The sequence below is a fragment of the Lederbergia graminis genome (genome assembly GCF_042655485.1).
Classification (GTDB): Bacteria; Bacillota; Bacilli; order Bacillales; family Bacillaceae_C; genus Lederbergia; species Lederbergia graminis.
The window spans coordinates 60,437-83,896 of sequence record NZ_JBHSMC010000020.1 but is presented as its reverse complement, the minus strand read 5'-3'; the positions used below and the strand labels follow the sequence as shown (position 1 = coordinate 83,896).

At 31.9% G+C, this 23,460-nt stretch carries 18 protein-coding genes; 14 read left to right on the top strand and 4 right to left on the bottom strand.

Annotated elements, in window-relative coordinates; genetic code table 11:
• Position 1 precedes the first annotated feature (1 nt).
• The gene (locus ACFPM4_RS14695; protein ID WP_382353180.1) at positions 2-1,606 is read right to left on the bottom strand and encodes an AAA family ATPase; all 1,605 of its coding nucleotides are present in this window, start codon (positions 1,604-1,606) and stop codon (positions 2-4) included.
• A gap of 876 nt (positions 1,607-2,482) precedes the next feature.
• Between ACFPM4_RS14695 and ACFPM4_RS14690 the strand changes: the two genes are divergently transcribed.
• The 7 genes from ACFPM4_RS14690 to dcm all read left to right on the top strand — a co-directional run bounded on the left by ACFPM4_RS14690 (position 2,483) and on the right by dcm (position 13,396).
• Positions 2,483-2,680, top strand: a complete 198-nt coding sequence (locus tag ACFPM4_RS14690; protein ID WP_382353177.1) for a hypothetical protein — start codon at positions 2,483-2,485, stop codon at positions 2,678-2,680.
• Between the two features lie 960 nt (positions 2,681-3,640).
• Positions 3,641-6,916 carry a sigma factor-like helix-turn-helix DNA-binding protein gene (locus tag ACFPM4_RS14685; RefSeq protein WP_382353174.1) on the top strand — a complete coding sequence of 1,092 codons (3,276 nt, stop codon included), beginning with the start codon at positions 3,641-3,643 and terminating at the stop codon, positions 6,914-6,916.
• A 17-nt stretch (positions 6,917-6,933) separates the two neighbouring features.
• Positions 6,934-8,967 carry a DEAD/DEAH box helicase family protein gene (locus ACFPM4_RS14680; RefSeq protein ID WP_382353171.1) on the top strand — a complete coding sequence of 678 codons (2,034 nt, stop codon included), beginning with the start codon at positions 6,934-6,936 and terminating at the stop codon, positions 8,965-8,967.
• The gene (locus ACFPM4_RS14675; RefSeq protein ID WP_382353168.1) at positions 8,954-9,127 is read left to right on the top strand and encodes a hypothetical protein; all 174 of its coding nucleotides are present in this window, start codon (positions 8,954-8,956) and stop codon (positions 9,125-9,127) included. The genes ACFPM4_RS14680 and ACFPM4_RS14675 overlap by 14 nt, the downstream gene beginning before the upstream one ends.
• Positions 9,124-11,151: an AAA family ATPase gene (locus ACFPM4_RS14670; RefSeq protein WP_382353166.1), complete on the top strand. Its 2,028-nt coding sequence runs from the start codon at positions 9,124-9,126 to the stop codon at positions 11,149-11,151. The genes ACFPM4_RS14675 and ACFPM4_RS14670 overlap by 4 nt, the downstream gene beginning before the upstream one ends.
• A gap of 3 nt (positions 11,152-11,154) precedes the next feature.
• Positions 11,155-11,607 carry a hypothetical protein gene (locus ACFPM4_RS14665; protein WP_382353163.1) on the top strand — a complete coding sequence of 151 codons (453 nt, stop codon included), beginning with the start codon at positions 11,155-11,157 and terminating at the stop codon, positions 11,605-11,607.
• Between the two features lie 613 nt (positions 11,608-12,220).
• The gene (gene dcm / locus ACFPM4_RS14660) at positions 12,221-13,396 is read left to right on the top strand and encodes a DNA (cytosine-5-)-methyltransferase (protein WP_382353160.1); all 1,176 of its coding nucleotides are present in this window, start codon (positions 12,221-12,223) and stop codon (positions 13,394-13,396) included.
• Between the two features lie 45 nt (positions 13,397-13,441).
• Here the strand turns inward: dcm and ACFPM4_RS14655 are convergent, their stop codons facing one another.
• Together ACFPM4_RS14655 and ACFPM4_RS14650 are read right to left on the bottom strand one after the other, a co-directional pair.
• The gene (locus ACFPM4_RS14655; RefSeq protein WP_382353157.1) at positions 13,442-14,506 is read right to left on the bottom strand and encodes a topoisomerase DNA-binding C4 zinc finger domain-containing protein; all 1,065 of its coding nucleotides are present in this window, start codon (positions 14,504-14,506) and stop codon (positions 13,442-13,444) included.
• Between the two features lie 25 nt (positions 14,507-14,531).
• On the bottom strand, positions 14,532-14,837 hold the full coding sequence (locus ACFPM4_RS14650; protein WP_382353154.1) for a hypothetical protein: 306 nt from the start codon (positions 14,835-14,837) through the stop codon (positions 14,532-14,534).
• Between the two features lie 184 nt (positions 14,838-15,021).
• On the opposite strand from ACFPM4_RS14650, the gene ACFPM4_RS14645 reads away from it, so the two are divergent.
• Complete coding sequence (locus ACFPM4_RS14645) at positions 15,022-16,644, top strand: AAA family ATPase (RefSeq protein WP_382353151.1); 1,623 nt, start codon at positions 15,022-15,024, stop codon at positions 16,642-16,644.
• 30 nt (positions 16,645-16,674) lie between these two features.
• Positions 16,675-17,973 (top strand): LlaJI family restriction endonuclease, encoded by a 1,299-nt coding sequence (locus ACFPM4_RS14640; protein WP_382353148.1) that lies wholly within the window; start codon positions 16,675-16,677, stop codon positions 17,971-17,973.
• A gap of 222 nt (positions 17,974-18,195) precedes the next feature.
• On the opposite strand, the gene ACFPM4_RS14635 is transcribed toward ACFPM4_RS14640, so the two are convergent.
• The gene (locus tag ACFPM4_RS14635; protein ID WP_382353145.1) at positions 18,196-18,777 is read right to left on the bottom strand and encodes a competence protein ComK; all 582 of its coding nucleotides are present in this window, start codon (positions 18,775-18,777) and stop codon (positions 18,196-18,198) included.
• Positions 18,778-19,141: 364 nt separating this feature from the next.
• Between ACFPM4_RS14635 and ACFPM4_RS14630 the strand changes: the two genes are divergently transcribed.
• The 5 genes from ACFPM4_RS14630 (at position 19,142) to ACFPM4_RS14610 (ending at position 23,297) form a co-directional block, all read left to right on the top strand.
• Entirely contained in the window at positions 19,142-20,065 is a 924-nt protein-coding gene (locus tag ACFPM4_RS14630; RefSeq protein ID WP_382353142.1) for a DnaD domain-containing protein, read from the top strand.
• Between the two features lies 1 nt (position 20,066).
• Entirely contained in the window at positions 20,067-21,308 is a 1,242-nt protein-coding gene (locus ACFPM4_RS14625) for a replicative DNA helicase (protein WP_382353139.1), read from the top strand.
• Positions 21,295-21,738, top strand: coding sequence for a hypothetical protein (locus ACFPM4_RS14620; RefSeq protein WP_382353136.1), 444 nt, complete (start codon positions 21,295-21,297; stop codon positions 21,736-21,738). The genes ACFPM4_RS14625 and ACFPM4_RS14620 overlap by 14 nt, the downstream gene beginning before the upstream one ends.
• Positions 21,739-21,893: 155 nt before the next feature.
• On the top strand, positions 21,894-22,460 hold the full coding sequence (locus ACFPM4_RS14615) for a hypothetical protein (RefSeq protein WP_382353134.1): 567 nt from the start codon (positions 21,894-21,896) through the stop codon (positions 22,458-22,460).
• Between the two features lie 186 nt (positions 22,461-22,646).
• Positions 22,647-23,297, top strand: coding sequence for a hypothetical protein (locus ACFPM4_RS14610; RefSeq protein WP_382353131.1), 651 nt, complete (start codon positions 22,647-22,649; stop codon positions 23,295-23,297).
• Positions 23,298-23,460 lie beyond the last annotated feature (163 nt).

Genomic DNA, 23,460 nt, shown 5'->3' with positions numbered 1-23,460 from the left:
TTTATTCGTCCTCCCTATTTTTTGAAGCTAATAGGGCCCGAACAATACCTCGCGCTTCCCTTCCAAGTTCATTATTAAAGTGCTCAAGAATCCTGTTGTAGTCACCAATTTTATCCACAGCATCTTTCAGCATTTTGTAGAAACCGGAATACGTAACTTCTAGTTCAAAAATTTCCCTTGTTAAGGCTCCTATATTTTCCCCAAAGGTTTCTATTTCAGTACGACTGTACTGAAGGGTAGTACCTGATCTCCTAAGTTTCCATACACAACTGCGGGGCACTTCCTGTAAAATAACCGGTGAATGGGTAGCGATAATAGCAACTGCATTCCTACTTATTAGCAGATCAGATAAAGCTCGAGTAAAGGCAGATAATAATGGTGGATGAAGATGTGCTTCTGGCTCGTCCAACAGTACAAGAGTACGCTCTTCTACAGTCTCTACTAACCGAGTTAGTGTAAGTAAAACAATCTTATGTCCTGAGCTCAATCGGTGGAAAAAATGTTGCGCTCTTTGCTTGAGAAGTATATCGTCATCCGATTCTCTATCAAAAACATCAGTTGTTTGTTTATCCTTTGATTCATCAATTATATTATCATTTTCGAGTGGACGAAGAATACTGGCGACGTCAGCTTCTTTAAAAATAGGATCTGCAGTTAACATTTCGATAGCACGTAACCATCTGGTTGTTTTGGAACTACTTTTTATAGCGTGAAGGCTACTTGCAAACTCTTGTTTTAAGTTTTCAGGGCTCTTAGGAGGAAGTTCTTTTTGATTTTTCTTTTTAATCTTTTTTAAACCGACATATGAATAAGGGATACCATCAGAGTTTCCTCTTCGCTCCGGTAGTGGTTCTGTTTGGTCAAACGCACTAAAAGAAACAGAAACAACATTTGCAAAAAGATCTTCTTTACTAATTTCATCTGATACTGTAGAAAAGAAGCCGGCTTTATCTTCAGATGAATTTTGGTCAATTAGTGAGTTAATCATATTATTAATCATATGTGTTTTGCCTACAGCATTTCTTCCTATAAGTACATGTATGTTAGTAGGTGGATTTGACCTTGGGTTGACCTCGAATGATAAATTGACACGTTCCACACCTCGAATATTAGGTCCAGTATATGTGAATTTGTAATTTGTGAGTTTTGCGTTACCATTAGCTAACCTCCGGTATTGTCCTGTAACAGATGTGTGACGAACGTTACGCATCAAGGAATTGACTGTAACATCATAGTACCTTGCTTTCTCATAAACTGTAGGTTTTAAGGCTATATCATTTAGTGCGTCTAAAATATTGTGTCGAGTATCATCACCCAATGAGTGCAGATTTGAGTAATAGCTAACATCTTGCCCCAGAGAAAAGTAATCATCACTAAGTTTCTCAAAATCACTCGGAATGTCAGGCCTCATCATTTCTTTATCCATATCAAGCTGACCTATTTTAACACTTCCTATAAGGTGTTTTTCACTATCTTCATCTACATAGTAAAGTGTATACATCGTCTTATAGGTAAACCAATCATTCCAGTTATCTTCCACAAGGTAAAGCTGAGAAACCGGTTTTGAAGGAACGATAAAACCTACAGGATGTACCAAAAATTTCATTTTTTTCAATACCTTTCATTTACTTTTAATAGATATTTTACTAATAAAAATAAGTTTTGTTTAATAACCCGAGTAAAGTCATACCTTCGTTTGCGTTGAAAACTATCTTTATTACTTAATCATATAGTAAGAAAAAATAGAAAAGTAACGCTTTTTGTTTCATTATTTAAGATGGATCTGTCAAAAACATATTGTATATATTGCAAAACCCACAAGCCAAGAGGGGACCCTTTACCGTATGTACTATAAAATACTAGCCATTTCTTGGTGTGCACTTCAAATTTATTAGTACGCCCCCCCTCATGAATGATGAGTAATATGTTCGGGCTTGTGATTGACTCCTTCTGCTATCCAATTACCGCGCCAAATTATAATTAACAGCCTTTTCTGTATTTTTATTTGCCATGAGGACATTTAACAAGGGATAACTCTCCTAATGCTTTATGTATTCTACTTATACAATTAGAACACTAAACTTTTATCATTTCCATCATATGAAAAGTCCGTTCTATCACACGTTGCAAAATGTAATATACAAATCTCTTTCCCTACAGTAATACTCTTCAATTCAGGAAGGACATGCTCGTAGATACAGCATTTCTAATTATACTTATCTTTATAAAATGCTAGAAAACTATTAATTTCATCACCTTATTATATAACTTATGAATTGCTCTATTCAAAGGAAATTAACATTTTTAGATAAATTATGACAAATTGTTCTGAAAATACTTTTATAACTGTTTTATGTGATAAAATCCAACGTTAAAGTAATTGGAATGAAGGGGAGAAAGTAGAACTAATAAGTCCTTTTTCATTTTTTAATTATTTTAGCAGATGTAATATTAATCTATAGTAACATTGCAAGATTTTTTTATGAATAAAATGGAACTATACATTATAGAAGAGTCTAAAAAGTGGATTATGTATGAAGAAGAGTTACAAATAATGAAACAGCAAGATTATTTATCCATTTACGAGTACATAAGCTTTAAGGATATTTCAAATACCATCTTTGGTATGAATGCGAAAAGATATCAAAAAAGTTGTTTTAGAATAATAGATAACACGTGATTATGGTATCCAAAACTATCAATTATAATTGATGGAGCTACTAAACCAGCAGCTATTGGTTGAATTAACTACAAATCAGAATACTGGTCATATATTGACGAATCACATTAAGATCGAGAAATGTTGAAAACAGAAAGAACACATATATAGATGAAATCAATCTAGATCGTAAAAGAGCAGTCCTTGCAAAAAATAATGATAATCTCGGATTCAATAGGTATAGATTGTAGGGGGTAATTAAGTGTGTTGGTCTATCGCCTGATGATGAAAGTCGTATTAGATATATGAGAATAGATGATGAGGTGTAAATTGTTAAGTGAGTTAATAATTAGTGTATGTGCTTAAGTGTCAAATAACATGTGGTTTAAAACAAGTATCATAACTTAATTAGATTATATATATATGCTATAAATTAAACCTTAATAGCAAATACTCGTTTGTTTTCTTGTTGACTTCTTTGATATGAAAAGCCAAAAAAATTTACATTACAAGAAACAGTTAAATCCATATAAAGTCTGTAAAATTACGCATATGTTGATTTTAATTTTAATCGAAAGTCTGGAGGTAGTTTATAATGCATTACAATTGTTAAAAATACTTTTGATTATAAGTTCGATAACAAGGAAAAAGTGTATGAATAAAGTTTTTTACTTTCATTTCATAACCATTAAGGGATGAAAAATAAAAATATAATTCGGAATATAGTACACAAATTATTTCGTTCTTATAGTATAATTTACCTATGAATTGCTTACTGATGTGAGTTACTAATGTGTCAATTTGAAGATAAATAGCTTTAGATAGGGAGATATCAAAAATTAATTATGATTGTCGGTGGTATAAAAAAATTGTAAAAATCATCTAAAACAGGTTGACCTCATACAGTTTGAACTGGAATGATAGAGTTATAAGGTTGTGTTAAGGAATTAGTTTTTAAATCACTATTTTGAGGAGATATTAATGAATGAATATATTTTAATCCCTTCTTATATCGATAATGTACAAGACATTCACAGTCAATATTTAAATGTTTTTTTTAGAGATGTTGAAATAATTGAACGAAAAATCCCTCTAAACGAAATTAGAAATGTATATATTAAAGATAGAGAATTGTTTTTTAAAATTGTAGATGAACTCAGTTTAAGGGGGTTCCAGTTTATATCAAAAAAGACTAATAATATTTTACCAACTATTAATCCTGATTTTTCTTCTTATATTAGTGTTATTGAAAATAATAATATGTTTCTGGATATTAATTTTCAACAATACGGACTTTCAGGGTTTGCTCAACGATTTATGGTTGAAAATGATTTATTCTTTAATCATATCCCACTTAAAGGGTTCCAGTATTTTAATGCTTCTCTTAATCTTATCGAATTAGAAAATGAATTTCGATTGGCGGGGTTTGAGATCCAGCATAACGAAGGAGGAAATGAAAAATCAGTTATTCCTCCATTAAAGATCCAACATTCATCAAACTATTCAACGGATTCCGTAAATCATTCAAATGAAGAGAACGTTGCCTCAGTTCCGATTGAATGGGTATTTAGAGATAATATCTATAGATCATTTAAAAGATTTTGCAAACAGAAAAATCTGGAAGATCTCAACGATATAAGGGAAGAACATTTGAATCAATTTAAAGAAATGAGAGGAATAGGGACATACAAATTTAATAAGGTAATAGAAGTATTAGACCAATATAAAAATGCAGATAATGCAGATAAAGTATTATCACTTGAAGAACTTCCGTCTAGAAATAATTCGCTACCAGATTTTAATTCATTTGCCTTATATGTTCCAGTTAAAGATGTTTTTTATGAGAGGAAATACGTAAAATGGATGAATCACTGCAAACAAAATAAGATTAAAACCATTGGTGATATTACTTGGGAACATATTGTAGACTTTAGCCAATTAACTGGTGTAGGAAAGAAGAGGATAGATCAAGTTATAGAGGCTTTAGAAGAGTTCGATAAAGAAACAAAGGAAAATGCAAGCAGTGTTTTTTCTGCAGGATACATTTTTCCATATATTAAAGAACATGAACTGCCTGATATCTTTTCAATGGTTAACATTGATGGAGTGGGCAGTGGATTACCTGCAATTAAAATGTATGAAATAGAAGGAAAACCAATATCTGAAATTAAAGCCAATAGCGATCTTAAACTTTATGAATTGTATCAAAAACTTCAGAAATTAATGCAACCAAGAGAGATTTTTTCAAACTTTAAAAAAAATAAAATGACAGCAAGAGATCAGCTCATTATTCAAAATCGTTTTGTAGAAGAAAAAACATTAGAGGAAATGGGTGAAGCAATTGGTGTAACAAGGGAAAGGGCAAGACAGATTGAAAAGAAATTCGTTTCAAAATTTAAGAACTACCTTGAATCAAAACAATTACCTTTAATTTTATCTCTTATGTATCCAAATAAAAAATTTATCTTCTCGACAGTTTTACTTGAACTTTTAGGAGAGGAGCACTCTGATATAATAGCCCTATTGAAATTTCATCCGAATATGATGAATTATCTCCCTGATATTGATTCTTTCTTTTTTAATATGGAAGAAAAAAATGAATTTGTAGAAAAGATAAATGATTTTTTAGAGGATCTCCCTGATATTTTTAAACTTTCCGAATACCAAAGCCGAATACATGAATTTTTAAATTTTGACAGTCAAATAAATTTTGAAACAATCTTTGAAAGTTATGGTTTGATCCACTATGGAAAATTTTATTCTAGATATAAATTACGGATGACACATGTTTTGGACTTCATTTTTAAATATTACATAAGTGGACCATTAAAGCTAGATGAAGCAGGCATTAATCATCTTCGACAATTGGCTCTGGAACATTTTGATTATCAGCTTAGTGATTCGGACAGAACTGTTGATGCAAGGCTTAGAGATTCCAAACATGTTTTACTTGTAGAAAAAAATACATTCGAATGGTTTGACCCAGAATCAATCGAACCATCCCTTATTGATAGTATTTCAACATATATAAAAGACCGCTTCAATGAAATAGAAGTAGTTAACGTGGAAGAGATCTATTTAGGACTTCAACATGTGATGGAAAACTACCATATTAGCTCTAAATTACATCTATATTCGCTTATTAAATACTTTCTAGAAGATGAGTTTATTGTTGGTAAAGGGAATACATTAAATATTTACCGTGATTCTAGTGAAAAGTTAGCTATTGAGGAAAGACTTGTGATGACTATTGAAAATCTTGGAGGTACAACTACTAAAGATGAGATCGAAAAACAATTAAATTGGCAAAGGTATAAAATTGATTTAGGTATTTCTAAGTCAAAACAAATCCTACCTTGGGGAAAAAATACGGTTAAACTTTTTAGTCACCTTTTAATAACTGATGAAGAAAGGGAAGAATTAAATAAATTAATAGAATCCTGTTTCGAAAAAGGTTACACAACGTCAAGTATTCTATTTGAAAATATGCTGTTTAATCGGAAGCTTGCTCCTTTTATCCAAAAAAATGGCATTGATCATAACCAAAAAATTGCTTCGTTAGTAAAGTCTCTTTATCCTTTTATAAAAGGTCACTTAAACTTTTTATATTATGAAGGTAGTAAATTTACTAATTTTGAAGAGGTTCTCGTCCATCACTTTAAGAATGAAGCTACAAGAAGCGAGATACAGGCATTTATCATGAAGCATGGATATAAAGAGTTAATGGTTTCCATCCTAATAACAAGTATTGTGGAGAAGGATCTTTTTACAGAGATTGATCTTGGTTTGTATTATCCTACAAGTAAATTCCAAATATCCGAAGATGCTATAGAAGCATTAACACAATACATTGAAACTCAAATGAAAGATAAAGCATATCTCTCATTAAACCTACTTGAAGGCTATAGAACTGTGCTACCATCTGTTGATTTTCGTTGGAATCCCTTTTCAATGAAGAGTGTACTTATCAAAAATGGTTATCGCCAAATTCAGAAAATCTATCAAGACTATCGATACGATATGATCATCATTGTTAGTGAAAAAAGTAAAATTAAAAGCTTTGAAGAATTAGTTCATTTCATTTTATTCCATGAATATCAGGGAAATCTTCATGAATCAGATGTTTATGATTTTCTAGCCAATAAAGGAATATTGAGAAAAAGGGATTCCATTTATGAAAAGGTTCTTCCTTACGAAATTAAAAATGATGGAACCTTGATAAAAGTAGATGAAATTGGAATGGTAAAACTAAAGTAGGTGGGAACATGTCATTTTTGGATTTAAATTTAAAATATAAATATCGCTCTGCACATGACCAAATATTTTCGGATTTTTATAAAGGGTGTCTTGAGAAAGCAATTCAATATGATCGAGCTGTTGGCTATTTTACGAGTAATAGTTTATCGATTCTTGCTGATGGGTTGGATGTCTTTTTAAAGAGAGAGGGATTGATTCGAATTATTGCCAATCCTTATTTAACAAAAGAAGACGTGGATGCTATTGAATTTGGCTATAAGGCAAAAGAAGATGTGATTGTTGAATCTTTGCTCAGACCATTTCAATTGAATAAGCTATCTATTGAAAACGATGCGTTTAACTTGCTAGCTTGGTTAATTTATAAAGATAAACTACAAATAAAAATCGCCTTTACAAAAAATAATAGCTTGTATCATGAGAAGTTTGGCATTTTCTATGATCCTTTTGGAAATAAGATAGCTTTCTCAGGCTCTGCAAATGAAACAGCTGGTGGGATTCGTGATAATTTTGAAAAAATCGATGTATTTTTTAAAGAACATGATCATGAAAGAATAGAGGACATGGTTAATGACTTTGAAAGCTTATGGGATGATTCGACACCAGGACTATCTGTGATTGAAATCCCTAATATCATTAAAGATCAACTATCCACCTATAGGAAAGGATTAAAATCTACGATGACCAGGACAAAAAAAGTGGTGAAACCAAGGGCCTATCAAGAACAAGCAATACACGCTGTTAAAAACAATAACTGGCACGGGATATTAGAAATGGCAACTGGAACAGGGAAAACAATTACCAGCCTTCTGATTTCAAATGAATTTTTACGAGAGCGAAAAAGAATTTTTTTAGTAGTGATTGTTCCCTTTACTCATTTAGCCGAACAGTGGCTCGAAAACTGTGAGATGTTAGGGTATTCTCAATTTACGAAGTGTTTTGGTAGTAAAAAAGAATGGACTAATACGCTTCAATCAGATATACGAGATTTTAATCTTGGGATAATTGAAAAGCATGTCGTGATCACCACATATAAAACAGCAGCATCCATTGAGTTTAATGATTTAATATCAAAAATCAAAAAAAACAGCTTTTTAATTGCAGATGAATGTCATTATTTCGGTGTGAAAAGTTTGAGAAGCAATAGATTGTATGTAATGGATGCGAAAATAGGACTTTCTGCCACTCCTCAAAGATGGTGGGATGAGATAGGAACTAATTATCTCCAATCATTTTTTGGTCCGGTTATTTATGAATATGATATGAAGACTGCTATTCTAAACGGGGCACTAACAGAATACACCTATCAACCAATTGTAACTCATTTAAATGAGGATGAAATTCAAAGGTATGAGCAGTTGACAAAAAAACTTATTCATTTATATGGTGACGAGAAGGCAAATAAAGAGGAAATCAGCGAAGTGAACAGAAAGCGGAGTTTGATAATTAGTAAAGCAGAATCTAAAAAAGATTTGCTCTTTTCTATCCTTAAGGAAAAGAATCGTGAACAAGTATCCCATACGTTAATTTATTGTGCACCGGGAGAAGTAGATCTAATTACAAAAAAACTTTCGGAATTGGATTATCGTGTTCACCGTTTTAATTCAGAAGTTTCTCTAAAGAATCGAATGAAAATATTAGAAGCTTTCGATAGAGGCTCTATCCAAATTCTTGTTGCCATTAAATGTTTAGATGAAGGGGTGGATGTACCGAGTACCCGTGAAGCCTATTTTTTGGCAAGTACATCAAATCCAAGAGAGTTTGTACAACGACGGGGAAGAATTTTACGTACACATCCTAATAAGAATATAGCAAACATCTATGATTTTATTGTTTTTCCAAATAATTCGAATGAAACAATGTTTAAATCAATTGCTTCAAAAGAACTACCGCGTTTTGCTGAATTCACCCAATATGCAATAAATAACTACGCAGCTAGAGAAACTATAGGGAAGTACTTAAAACCCTATCATCTTGAATACTTAATGGATAAACTTCCTTGGGAAGTCTATAATGAGTTTCAGATAATGGAGGGAAACAATGAAAACGAATAAAGAATTAGTACAAAAAATAAATGAATTTCCAGAGAATTTATCAAAGCTCGCACATTATCTGATGAAAGATATTGATCGAGGCGATCTATCCAATTCTCAAGTTGAAGACCGAATAAAACAAGAAATTAAAGAAATTGTCTTGGAGGAAATGGAGAAATGAGATTAAAGAAAATTAGGGTGACGAACTTCCGGCAATTTTATAAAACGCAGGAAATTGAATTTGCAAGTGGAAATCAAAATATCACGATTATCTTTGGTGAAAACGGAAAAGGGAAAACTGGTATTTTTCGTGCATTGATGTTTGGACTATATGGCAGTCAATATATCGAACAAGATAATAAAAATGATGACATTCATCTTGTTAATTTTATTGCATTAGAAGAGGCTAATGGGATACCGGTAGAAGCAGAGGTTCAACTTCAATTTGATTCATATGGGAAGTCTTATGACCTTCGGAGAAGTATTATTGGATTTAAAAATGAGGATGTTATCAAAGAAAGAATAAACAATTTAGAATTATACATTACTGATAAATTTGGAAACTATAGTCCTGAGCCGATTACAGATGAAGTTGAAATAGATAGCATTGTAAATGAAATTCTTCATGAAAGTATTAAAGACTTCTTCCTTTTTGATGCAGAAAAAATTGAAACTTTAACAAAGACAGATAAAAGTGTAAAAGAAGAAGTAAAGAATGGTATTGTAAAGTTACTTCACATTGATAAATTAGAAAGGGTTATTAAGCTGTTAGGTAATTTATATAATTCGGAAAAAAGAAGACTATCTCAGGATTCAAAGAGTTTAGGATTAAGTCAAAAACAAAATGAAATCGAAGATTTATTTAAACAAATGAACGATCTTGAAGAAAAAATTTCTTTAAAAGAAGACAATTTACATGCCTGTTCAGATGAAATTAAAAGAATTGAAACTAAGTTATCAGAAAATGAGGATGTCAGAAAGATTCAAGAAAAATTAAGTGATGTCAAAGAGAAAAAAACCTATGAGCAAAAACTATTCTTGGCCAAAAAGGATGAGATGCGTAACTCATTGCTTTTGAACGGTTCTAGTATTGTTATGAGGGATAGTTTTCAATCGGTAAAAATGTATCTTGATCAAGTCCTTGTAGATCAAAAGGATTTAATTCCGTATGAGGTCATAGAAAAATCGTTGCGGGATATGGTTTGTGCATGCTGTGGAACAAACCTAATGGAAAATCCTGAGCATAAAAGACAAGTAGATTATCTTAAAAACAACTTTAAGCGTTCAAACTTAACACCATTAATTTCTATTATTACTAATAATATTCATGATTATCAGATCGATGAAGATGAGATTATTCACTCGATTGAAAAGAATATGAAGGAATTAAGAGAAATCAAGAATAACATTACACAGATTGATAGGCAGCTTGATGAATATCAAACAGAAATTGCGGAAAAGGCGCAAGAACAAGAGAATTTAAGTCATCTGGAAACAACTTTAAATGATAAGAGACGTTATCTTGAAGAATTACGAATTGATATTGCGAAAATGAAAGATCAAATTATAGAAAAAGAAAAAGAAAAAAATGCAAAGGAAAAAGAATTTAACAGGTTACTTCGACATGAAGAAAGTCTAAAGGTGGATGCTAAGGTACTTCATACTATCCAAGATCTAAAGGACCAATTTGAACGTGTCTTTGAGGAATACAGTGATGAGATGCGTCATCGATTGACTGAAGAAACCACGGAAATCTTTAAAGTTCTTATAGATAAAAAGGACAAAGACTTAATTAGCAAGGTTGATATTAATGATAAATATGAAATTGAGATCATGGGCTGGGATCAAGTTAATATCACACAAGATATTTCACAGGGCCAAAGACAAGTGGTTGCGCTTTCGTTTATTACTTCATTAGCAAAAGTAGCTGCCGGTAGTACAGCTGATATTACATTCCCGCTATTTATGGATACACCATTCGGAAGAATTAGTGGAACAAATCGTGATCAGCTGATTCATAATATACCTAAGCTTTCATCTCAATGGATTTTGTTATTAACCGATACCGAGCTATCAAGAACAGAAGAATTGGAATTTAAAGCAACAGGTAAACTGGGAAAATGGTATAAACTGGAGCAAATCAAAACTGGTTATTCAAAGATTGTAGAACTAGACATTAGTGAAGCAATGGCGACTAGGGGGTAAATGATGGACTTTCTAATGAATCAAATGCTAATGTATACGAGCGAGAAATATCAGGAAATTTACATTCATTTTAATAATAAGTTTAATATTAAATATCACGAACTATTTCTAATTTGTGCAAGCATTGGCTTTAAAAACGATAATAAAATGCCTTTAAATAGCCAAGGTAGAGAATTTCGTTCCAACTACTTTAATTCCAGCCAAAGAGCAACCATTTACTCGATTTTACTAGCAGATCCTATACAAGGCAAAAACATTGAACAATTTGATGATCCTGAATTCCGAAGAGTAGCAAGAAAGAATCTCGAAGAATATGCAGAAGGTGGAATGGACATATTAGTAAGTGAAGTCTTCACTAACCGGTGGGATGGAAACAAACTAGAATCTAGTTATTCTGAATATGACATTGATCTTTTAGCGTATATTTATGGCGATTCACAAGCTGTTCCATTTTAATTATTACTGACAAAAGGTACCATAGTTAATTAGATATGGTACCTTTACAATTTAGTTTATCAAGCAAAAAATGGAAATATCCTAAATGAGTATTAAACCAACAAGAACAGGAAAAACTCAGAGAAGAAATTTTCCTACACTAAAAGAAAAGACTTTGTAAATTATAAAAGATATTGCGAATACCATTTTTGAAAGTAATGCGAAATGATATGAAAGTCGTTTTATTGATAACACTTGTTATGGACTCTGAAACTATCTATCACTATTAAATATATAAACAAAAGATAATTATATAATAATAGAATATTATGGAATGGCTCACTTTAATCCTATGAAGAATGATGTAGAATTAATTGAAAAAAAAGATAAAATATGACCAATTAAATTATTAGATACCTTAATAAAAAATTAAATATAAGAAAGATTAATTTGGAAAAAAATAGACAAAAATAAAAAACTAATTATCGTTATTTTAAAGTAGTTTTTGGTTTGTAAATAATATAGTAGTAAAAGTACAAATATATTGGAAACTACCATAATAGTAGACAAGAGAATGAATGTTCTATATAATTTGTGTCATATACAGGACAAAATGACCTAAAGGAGACGCAAAATGAACACAGTAAAAATAAAGGCTAAAAGAGAGAGACTAGGATTGACCCAAAAAGAATTTGCTGATGCATTAGGTTTAGGAAAAAATGGTGACCGGACATTAAGAAGATGGGAGAATGGTGAATCTTTTCCTTCCAAATTAGAATTAAAAGCAATCTTAGAATTTCCAGAAGAACCACGTTTTCCTTCTCCGGAAAATCCTAAATTCACAATGATTGACCTCTTTGCAGGAATTGGTGGAATCAGGTTGGCATTCCAAAAACAAGGTGGACTTTCTGTTTTTGCTTCAGAGTGGGATAAATTTGCAGTAAAGACATATAAGATGAATTTTGGAGAAGAACCTTTTGGTGATATTACTCAGATCCCAGCTCACCAGATACCTGAGCATAATATACTTTTAGGTGGATTCCCTTGTCAGCCTTTTTCTCAAGCTGGATTAAAGAAGGGATTTGATGACACTAGAGGTACTCTTTTCTTTGATATTGCACGCATTTTAAAAGAAAGAAAGCCACAGGCATTTTTATTAGAAAATGTAAAGCAATTAAAAGGTCATGATAAAGGAAAAACATTAGAAACAATTCTAAGAGTTTTAAGAGAAGATTTAAATTATACGGTTGATTACAAAGTACTTAGAGCTGCTGATTTTGGCGTACCGCAAAATAGAGAGCGGATATATATAGTTGGTTTTTACAATCCGTTAGGTGGAGAATTGATACCTTTTAAATTTCCTGATCCAACTTATGAGCCTACAAGAGTTGGAGATATATTGGAAGATGAAGTGGATGAAAAATATACTATTTCCGATCGATTGTACCAAGGGCACTTGAGAAGGAAGGAAAAGCATAAAAAGAAGGGGAATGGATTTGGTTTTTCATTATTTAATGAAGAAAGTCCATATACTAATACAATCAGTGCTAGATACTATAAGGATGGAAGTGAGATTCTGATTGATCAAGGTCCTAATAAGAATCCAAGAAAGTTAACTCCAAAAGAATGTGCACGTCTACAAGGTTTTCCAAAAAAATTTGTGATTCCAGTATCAGATACCCAAGCGTATCGACAGTTCGGAAATTCGGTGTCAGTTCCGGTAGTTGAAGCAATTGCCAAGAATATGGTAGATGCAATCGAAAAGAGTGTAGGTTTTATGTATGCTAGTGACTTAATGTCAATAAATTAAAAAAAGGACGCTTTAAAAGCGTCCTTTTAGTGTTGTATTAATGAATTATTGATGATTCTTATAATTTGTACAACCCATAAAATAGCCATATTTCCCATTCCTTGCTACTAAATCTGAGTCACAGATAGGGCAAGTTTTCTTTGGAAGCTCAGCTAAATCTAAATCATATGAAACTGGAAACTGATCTAATTTGATAAATTTATTTGCAGGGATAGATTTAAATCTAACTTTTTTATTTCCTCCAATACTAGTTTCCTTAGGTGCTGTTGAATCTTCTTTATTTAATTCTTCTATATTTAGAATATGATATTCCCAACAAAAATTTGATTTTAATTCTTGCGAGGCAAGAACTTCAAATATGCCAATCTCTTTACTACCACTTGGATTTTGCGCAATGTAATGAGCAATATTGATATTATTTTCTAGGAACCATGTAAACAATTGTGCCTGTCCTTTATTTATACCATAATTATTATTACTATCAGGATATTTAAATTTCACTTCTAATACAGATAACCCGTAGTCAGAAAAGATAATAAATCCATCTAGATTAATAGGATATCCAGTAAAGTTCACTGTTAAGAAATAGTTTGCGAAATATCTTTGTAAGGCCACTTCCTTTAGTACAGTAGTTTGTTCAAAAAACATGATTGTTCTATCTTGTAGTAAACTATTTCTATATTCTTTTTCAGCTAAGTGTACTTTTCTATTTTTTATCAAACGATAGCTTGCTAAAAATACATATTCATGGATATAATTATTATCTCTAATGCCAGAATTTAATATTTGATTATTTATTTCTAAGAAAAACAGATTATTATTAATCAATTTTACATGTATAATGATAAATTTCTTTTCTATTAACAACCTATAAATCTCTAGGTCAGATTCAGTAGGGGAATTTTCGGAAACATGAAATAGTAAGTATGGCAATCGAGCTAAAGGATCCTGAATTGCCCACCAGCCTTTGCTAAACCAATTTTCCCATTTTTGTTTTTGGATTATATCCCGATTAAATAACTCTTCAACAACCATGCCTTCCAATAGCTTATGTTTGTCGCGTTTTAAAAATTTTTTAATTTGATAGTTGTTATTAAAATCGATCATCATAATATAATTCCCCTTATAAAAAATCTTATATAGTATTATCAGTATTACGTTTTATAAAATCCACACGGAAATTTTCCATTCGAGCTACTTCTTTTATAAGCCTTATATCAAATTCATCATTTAATAAATGGTCAAGGATAAGGACATCTAGATTCTTTTTTGTAGAATTAATAAAATTATATAGTTGACCATTTTCGTTGTAATAATCTGCAATAATCGTAATAACTATGTATTTTTTCTTCAGACTTAAAATAAATTTATCAGAACTAATTAGAAAATTTTCTACACTTTCATTTTCTTTTTGTCGAAGATATATTACAGCAATCTCCATTTGGTTCACCACACATTATGCATAATAAGAGTATATCTTGTTAAAGTATAGCTGAATATCTATATAAATAAAAGATAATGGTATTCTAATTCTACGAAGTAAACCTAATAAATCCACATGTTATGGAAAAACTTGTATCAAAAGCTATAATAAGAATAAACATGAATATTGGAGGAGAACTGTTGTGCTTAGGAATTTAAATGAGTTAGCTAATGCTTCTAAAGGACATTATAATAAAAGTTTCGTTAATGAAGATTTTAAATTGAATCGAGAGTTTAAGGAGAGATTTGAAATTTTACTGGAGGCAAAAGGTAATGAAATACAGTACCTTGAATATTCAGCTGAAATAACTACTAGTTCGAATAATAAAATATTTTGCCCAAATCAATGGTTTTACATTGCCACATTTGTTGTTGAATTTGCAGCTGAACTCATAAAGTATCGACAAATTTTGAATAATTTAAGTGAATCCCAAGTAGATGGAATGACGAGAAATAAATTCTTTGAAAAAATTAAAAGCTATAAAGGGAAGGAAACTGATGATATATCAATTGAAATTAAAGAAGCCGTTCTAAACTATTTTGATGATGATATTCAAAGTGCTGAATTTTTATTTAGGTTTATAACTGATTATGCATGGTGGTATGGAAGTAAAACAATAGACAGACATGATTATTATGTTTCACCTACTTTACATTTACTTGGACTAGTCAATGTAAGCCAAGGATATGTTGCTGAAATTGTTTATTATCTTGCTTCAGATAGTGAGTTAATGAGAAGTGCTCTTCACCTACAAGAATTAGAGTTAAGAAGAACCAATAATAAACCATCTGAAAACCTGATAGTCTATGGAGCACCAGGTACTGGGAAAAGTAGATATTTAGAAGATAACTTTACAAATATTACTAGGGTAGTATTTCATACGGAGTATTCATATTTCGATTTTGTGGGAAGTTATAAACCAACACCTTTATATAAAAGTACTGAAACTACAATAAATAGATTGAATGGTGAAAGATTTGAAATTGGTGAACCAATAATCGATTATCAATATATTCCAGGGCCATTCATAAATGTGTTAGTTAAGGCAATTCAGAATCCAGATATAAATCACACATTATTGATTGAAGAAATAAATCGAGCAAATGCCCCTGCTGTTTTTGGTGATATTTTTCAATTGTTAGATAGGAGATCAGATGGGTTCAGTCAGTATAAAATTCGGCCTAATACAGATTTAAATAACTATCTAATGTCAATTGATGAAACTCGTCAACACTTTAAAAATGGTCTATATATCCCTAATAATATGAGTATAGTTGCAACAATGAATAGTGCAGATCAAGGTGTATTTGTTTTAGATTCAGCTTTTAAGAGACGTTGGAAGTTTAAATACTTACCAATTAAAGAAAAAGGTTTCGTCCATGAAAATGTAAAAGTGAATTATGCCGGTGAATCATTTGAATGGAGATTGTTGCTCAGTGCTATAAATAGAAAACTAAAAGATTTAGGAATAAGTGAGGATCGATTAATTGGACCTTACTTTATTAATACCGAAGAAATAAATGATAATAGTAGTTTTGCTTCTAAATTACTGATATATCTTTGGGATGATGTTGTGAGGTACAAAAGACCAGAGTTTTTTGATAAAGAAATAAGAACTTATTCCGAACTTGTGACGAGTTTTGTTAATGGTAATGATGTAATGAATATTAAAACTCTAATTTTTGATATAATTGAAAAAGAGCAGGAATTGGAAGAACGAGAAGAACAAAACGAAGATGGTATTGATGACGAAAATGCGGATTAATTACTCTGTTTGCAATGGTGGGATAGTTTAGTGAATAAAAAAACAATCTATAAAACACTAATAGAACAAGTTGAATATGAAGTTGACTTACCAGAAGAACTAGTTAAAAAATTGGCTTACAAAAGGATATGTACCATAAAGTATAACAAAATAAAGTTCAATGCTACTGGCTTTGTTATTTATAAGGATATAATTATAATCATTTTTCCTAAGAGTTATAAATTAGAAGACGATAATCGTATAAATATACAGGAGCATATACAAGTATTGTTTCAAACTTTGTTAAAATATAAAAATGAAGCAAACGTAGACACTTGGGAGATGGACTTACTAGGCGGGGCAAGAGGTGAATATCAAGGAAGTCTCTTTATAGCTTATCGTTTAATTCAAGATTTTGTTAATAATGGCCTCTTAATAAAAGAGATAAAAAATAAGACTTTGAGTTTTTCTGGCAATATAGATTGGGGGACAACTATTGCTAAGAGACAGCCACTATTTTCGGGAAATTCAGTTATATATACTGAAATAATATCTAGAAAAACTACAGTTGACTCACAAAACCAGTTAATAAAGTTACAGAAATATTGCGTTTACATGAGCATAGAGAAATTTGGTTGGCTTTTTGGTTTCGATAAAGATAATCATATATTAGATGTAAACGATTTAAATATTGATGTAAGTAATGCTATAAACTTTCTAACAATGGAATTAAATAGCACATATGTAGAACGAGAAGTAATAGTAATCAATTTAATAAGAGATTTCTTAGTAGGTGTTGACCAGAAACAAAATGAAGAGAGAATAGAAACTTTAGTAACACCTTACTTCCAAAATGTTTGGGAATTAATCTGTAGTAAGAATTTTAATAGCCAGTATAGTGAATTGAAACAAATAGTTCCAAAATTAAAGTGGGAAATTAAGAGTAAAGCTGTAACTCAATCACAAAGGCCAGATATTATAATTTTAAAAGAACGAGTAATGTACATATATGATGCAAAGTATTATAATGTGGATCTTAATTTACCGGGTTGGCAAGATGTGGTGAAACAATTATTCTATGCACATACTATTTTTAGTAATATTAAATCTCCACATTTTAAGATTCAAGATAAAAATTTAGAAAAGAAATTAAAAAAGATCGAAAGAGTAGAGAATATTTTTCTTTTCCCATCAGGAGATAAATCTCCTATTAAATATATTGGAAAGGTCAATATTGAAAATAACGATGACTTTAACGATATTAAAGCATATAAAGTTAACACTTTTTATGCGATGAAATGTTATATTGGCAAGGAATTATTTAATTATAATTACCAAATCAGAAATTAATAAGTTGTAGATGCAAAAAATGATCTATTTAAGTAGAAGGATAGAAATAAGTGTAAAAAACAAATTCAATGTTATAAGTGCAAAACCTCTCAGTATTCATTAGGTTTTGCACTTAATTTTAAACTTGAATTCTGTTAAAACTCTAATTTATAATCTGAAGCTGTTGGATGTCATTCGATTGAAAAAGGGATACTTGGTGGGATGATAGTTGAACTAGATAACTTAATATATAGAGGCTGTACCACTCTTATTAATAATATAGTGATAATAACGAGATTTATGTTCTTTTGTAATGGAAGAGTTATTATTATAGTTTGGTGGTGTGTTTTCATACATACGCATTTCTACTAATCTTTTTAGATCACTTGCCTGTTGAACTTTAGTTTTTGTTGCTTTTAAACTCTTTTGAATTGTAATTGAATTTTGATTTTGGAAAGTAATTTTTGTTTTCTTTGGAGTAACTGCATCAGTAGAAAGAATGTGGTGAAGTGATATCCAGATACATTCTGCATCATTCGTAGGGGATTTTGTAGGTAACCAATAAAGTCCAAATCTATCGTTAACTGTTATGGGTGGCATATCTATATTACCTAATATTGATCTAGATACTAACGTCGCAGCTTTTAAATCACCTCTGCCATAGTAAAGTAAACTATCCTCAATAACTTCTCTTGGCTTTTTCATTACTATTAAAGAATCATTTTTTTCTCCTACTATTGTATTTAGTTGTCCGTAGTTATCAAAATGAGGTAGTAGTAACATGGTTTTAGTGGAAATAATATAATTGTTAAAAACTTTAGACAAATCATAATCTCCTTTCTATTAAACTATATATTGATAAATTCATTTCCCATTTTGAAGTGCCTTTTAATAGAGAAAATAACTCACCACCCTTATGTAAAAAAATCATAAGATATAAAGTTGTGGGTAAAATTACCTATGGAAATTATCGCATAATTAATATAATAAATCAACAAATATTTAGAAAAGTGTATTAATTTAATTCTAGAGAAGTTTAAAGAGCATTTCCTATAGTCGATTTTTCGACAAAGGAACGCTCTTTTTTCACTTTTAAGAATTTTTTTTAAAAAAGGGTGTCCAAATGCCGTCGATCTTTCTATTTATAAATTGAGTACATAATAAATTCTGATAGATAAGGAGAATAATGATGGCAAAGTTTCGCATGGTGCATACGCAGTTTTGGGATGATCCGAAGGTAGTGGAGGAGATGACTCCGGAGGATCGGTATGTGTTTCTTTATTTGTTGACAAATAGTAATACGAAGCAAATTGGCATTTATACCATTACGAGAAAGCAGATGTCTTTTGATACTGGGTATACGCAGGAGGCGATTCAAAGTATTCTCGAGAGATTGATAGAGAAGCATAAGCTTGTGAAATATAATGCGGATACGAGGGAAATCGCGATTAAGAATTGGGGGAAGTTCAATTTTGGTCGTGGTGGAAAACCGATGGAAGATTGCGTGAAAAGTGAGCTCACGTCTGTAAAAGATGTGGAGCTTATTCGTTATGTAGGGGAACGTGTGGAAAATAAAAGAATTCGAGCAATTTATGAGTCTTTCATAAATCCAACTGTTGAATCTGATTCTGAAAATGAAAAAGTCAGTATTCATGCGGGGTTTGACGATACGTTAACGATACGTGGGCAAGAAGAAGAAAAAGAAAAAGAAGAAGAAAAAGAACAAGAACAACAACAAGAAAAAGAATATAAACAAGAAGAACACCACGGAAGTGGTGGTGGTTGTGGGCAGCAAAATGCGATTAATTTTTACCAACAGAATTTCGGGATGCTGTCTCCATTTATCACAGAGGAAATTTTACATAGCGTAGATGAATTTAGCGACGAACTTGTGATAGAGGCAATGAAAATAGCGTTAACCTTTGGCAAGCGCAATTGGCGGTATACATACGGGGTTTTGAAACGATGGCGTGATGAACAGGTGAAAACAGTGGAGGATGTATACGCGCTTGAAAAAGAGTTTGAACAACGGAAGCTGCAACCACAAATGCCCGAAATGAGCCCTAATATACCTGGCATTTATGTGCATGATCCTTCACTAGGAGAAGATTAACATGACAGTTGAAAAGGCACTTCTTGGTTGCATGATGAAGGAGAATTTTTACATTCGGGATAGTGTTGCTCGGGTGGAGCATTTTGAAGACCCGCGCCATCAAGCACTTTTCAAGGAAATGCGGAAATTGCATGAAAAGGGTAGGAGTATTGACCTCATTACTCTCTCGACAACGGTAGATTTGGAACCGTTTGGCGGTATTTCTTATCTGTACGATTTACAAAGCTATGCCAATCCGGAGAAATTTGATGACCATGAGCAACTCCTGTTGGATCAATGGAAGGAACGGGAGAAGCGGAATATTTTAACACGAGCAAAAGAGGAAGATTGGGGAATCCAGGAAGTCATCAGCAAGTTAAATCTAATCGATGAAGCGAAGTCCGATGACCATTTGTCGATTTCAAGCGCTTTGGCTGAAGTTTTTGAAAGACCGTGGCAAGAAGGAAATGAGATGAAAGGGACTCCTACTGGAATTAAACGGTTAGATCAAATGACGAATGGTTTTCAAGCTGGGGAGCTGACCGTCATTGCAGCAAGGCCGTCGATGGGGAAAACAGATGTCATGCTCCATTTTGCAAAAGTAGCAGGCTGGCATGATTATTTGCCGATTATTTTTTCACTGGAGATGCCTTATCAAAGCTTAGTGCAAAGAATGATTGCCGCAACAGGAAGGATCAATCGGATGAAGTTACGGAATCCGTATCGCAGTCTTAGTGATGAACAGAAGGAAGAATGGCCAGACGTTATCGGACGTCTATCGGAGACTAATATACAGATTTTTGACGGAGCAAGACAATCGATTGCGGAGATGCGGGCAAAAACGAGAAAGCTGATTCATGAATTTCCCGAGAAAAAGCCGATCATTTTTTTCGATTATTTAACGCTTATACGACCGGAACAGAGTTATAACGGCAATATGCATATGCAAGTGACGGAGATATCGAGGGATTTGAAGAGGTTTGCGAAGGAAATGAATTGCCCTGTTGTGTTGCTGGCACAATTAAATCGGGCAGTAGAACAAAGACAAAATAAACGTCCAATGATGTCTGATATTCGCGAGTCAGGCAGTGTGGAACAAGATGCAGATATTATTATTTTTCTATACCGTGAGACTTACTATGATAAGAATTCTGATCAGAAGCATTTAGAGTTGATTATTTCAAAGAATCGCAATGGTCCAACGGGTACCGTTTTAACAAATTACAATGAATATACAGGGGGAATTAATGATGAAAACAATTAAAACTCTCTATTTGGAATGCATTGAATTTGAAGAATTAGTCATGGCCCATTATCTCTTATGTTTGATTCAAGAAGGTAAAGTGCAGTTTCATGATGATGTTTCCGTGTTACGTACAGTGGAAGCAAGTTCAGTAGAAAAGGTGAGGCACTTGATTGATAAGAATTACCTTCGTTTCTGTACGATCAAAATGTATGAAATGCAGGTGGCAGAACGAAAGTGGGCCCTCGTTTACGCGAATAGTCCAGAAGAAGCGAAAGAGTATTTGTGGAGGACGCGGGGAGAGAAAGCATGGGACTGCAGAGAGCCTCTCATGGATTTTGACATCCCTTATGACAATCGTAGGGTTACCTACCGCGACCTAAAAAAAGAATTCAACAAATTTCCTTGCTTCGTACGATACTTCGAAAACTGCCTCCGACCAATTGCGTAGTTTGGGTGCAATTGTTTGGGTGCCTGGCACCGGCGCAATTGTAAATATTCCAAATCGTTCGGGTGCCTGGCACCGAAACAATTCTAGGCATATCGTTTATGTAGTACAATAAACTTAAGATAGATTGTAAATGAAAGAAAGTAGGGAGATATATTTTGGATGCGGCTGAAATAAAAATGATGCGAGTTAAGCAACTACTTGTCACAAATGGGATCTTACTTATAACATTACCACTCATTTTTTCTATGATATTTTTTCTGGAAATTTCAATGTCCACATATTTCTTCATTCTAGCATTTCTTGTTTTAATCCAGGCAGCTGCAGGAGTTGTACGCGGATATTCAACGAAATCAATTATTCCGATATTTGAACAAGTTGCTACGTATGAAAAAGAAAAAATGGGAATCGAATGGAAAAAGCAACGAAAAACATCGATTGCAAGTAGCTTTTTCGTCAGTATCGTCATGTTTTTAAATGCGATGATGAGTCTTGAGTCTACTTTTGAAGTTGATTTCTCTTTTATATTTATACTTATAATAACTGCAATTGTGTTTGTACTGATAAACATTGGTCTTCTCATTCATATAAGGAAAGTCGATGGTTCTAATTCTCAGCAGGACATGAAAGGTTATACGTTGAAAACGAATCTTATTGGAATTGTTATTGGCATTGTGAGTGCTATAATCATTCTCGTAATTAGTCTTATGTATGTAATGTCGTAAGTGAAAGAATGGATGAATCCTTTTGGAGTGGGCTATTAAAACTTTTCAATATAAGGAGTTTATGCCTAAAATTGACTTTAATATAGTGAGGGAGTTGGTTGGAATAGTTACATTAGATAAACTTTTATATTACAGCAATAGCATAAAGTTCTAAAAGAATAGACCACTATAAAATAGGAGAGTAATATGAAGCTAAAGGATATAAAGAATGTTAAGTTAGAGAAAATAAAAATAATGATAGATTTGACTGCTACCAGAAGTGCAGGTAAAAAAGGGTTAGATTGGTTAATTTCAAACGATATTAAAACTGTTGGGGATTTAATCAGCAGTGAAACATTAATAAAATTAAAGAAAAAGTTCCAGACCGTTCTTCAAATAATACCTAGGAGTGAAGTGTTTGAAATTGTAGAGAGTGAGGTTAATGAGGTAATAAAACGTGATCCATCCTACTCTGACGAAACTATAGCTGAAATGAAAAAGCAGCATACATATTGTTGGGAACTATTATTAAGAGATCAATTATTTATCTTATCTGAGGATAAGGTGAATGATAATCCTGTTATTTGGTGTAGAGATTTAAGTGATGATGAAATTGGAGAATACGCAAAAAAGAATCATCTTTATATAAACCAAGATGAAGAATTAGATTTCGGACAAATAGTTGATATTGAACTTAGAAAAGACTTTTCTAATCAATATTTTGTTAAGGGAGATTTGTATTTTAAAGAGTTGTTTCCATTTATTAAAGATTTTCTTATACCTTTACCAATTAACACTAAGGTCAAAAAATCAACGCATCCTTTAAAGAATGCCATAAACCTCTTTATGAAAAAATGAAGTAAAACAAGTATTATTTCTGAATTACGGAATAAAGCTTTTACTTTATTTTGTAATATTTTCTTATAATTGTCTAAGGGTGCATGCTGGTATTTTTTTAATTAGCAACATGACAGTTTGGGTATCCAAGATCTGAAACAATGATTGAAAGTAAATGAAAAAG

Coding starts and splice junctions, on each gene's coding strand:
- ACFPM4_RS14655 (WP_382353157.1), bottom strand. CDS start 14,506: ATGATGATCGATTTTAATAACAACTATCAAATTAAAAAATTTTTAAAA.
- ACFPM4_RS14685 (WP_382353174.1), top strand. CDS start 3,641: ATGAATGAATATATTTTAATCCCTTCTTATATCGATAATGTACAAGAC.
- ACFPM4_RS14665 (WP_382353163.1), top strand. CDS start 11,155: ATGGACTTTCTAATGAATCAAATGCTAATGTATACGAGCGAGAAATAT.
- ACFPM4_RS14650 (WP_382353154.1), bottom strand. CDS start 14,837: ATGGAGATTGCTGTAATATATCTTCGACAAAAAGAAAATGAAAGTGTA.
- ACFPM4_RS14625 (WP_382353139.1), top strand. CDS start 20,067: ATGACAGTTGAAAAGGCACTTCTTGGTTGCATGATGAAGGAGAATTTT.
- ACFPM4_RS14670 (WP_382353166.1), top strand. CDS start 9,124: ATGAGATTAAAGAAAATTAGGGTGACGAACTTCCGGCAATTTTATAAA.
- ACFPM4_RS14690 (WP_382353177.1), top strand. CDS start 2,483: ATGAATAAAATGGAACTATACATTATAGAAGAGTCTAAAAAGTGGATT.
- ACFPM4_RS14675 (WP_382353168.1), top strand. CDS start 8,954: ATGAAAACGAATAAAGAATTAGTACAAAAAATAAATGAATTTCCAGAG.
- ACFPM4_RS14610 (WP_382353131.1), top strand. CDS start 22,647: ATGAAGCTAAAGGATATAAAGAATGTTAAGTTAGAGAAAATAAAAATA.
- ACFPM4_RS14695 (WP_382353180.1), bottom strand. CDS start 1,606: ATGAAATTTTTGGTACATCCTGTAGGTTTTATCGTTCCTTCAAAACCG.
- ACFPM4_RS14620 (WP_382353136.1), top strand. CDS start 21,295: ATGAAAACAATTAAAACTCTCTATTTGGAATGCATTGAATTTGAAGAA.
- dcm (WP_382353160.1), top strand. CDS start 12,221: ATGAACACAGTAAAAATAAAGGCTAAAAGAGAGAGACTAGGATTGACC.
- ACFPM4_RS14630 (WP_382353142.1), top strand. CDS start 19,142: ATGGCAAAGTTTCGCATGGTGCATACGCAGTTTTGGGATGATCCGAAG.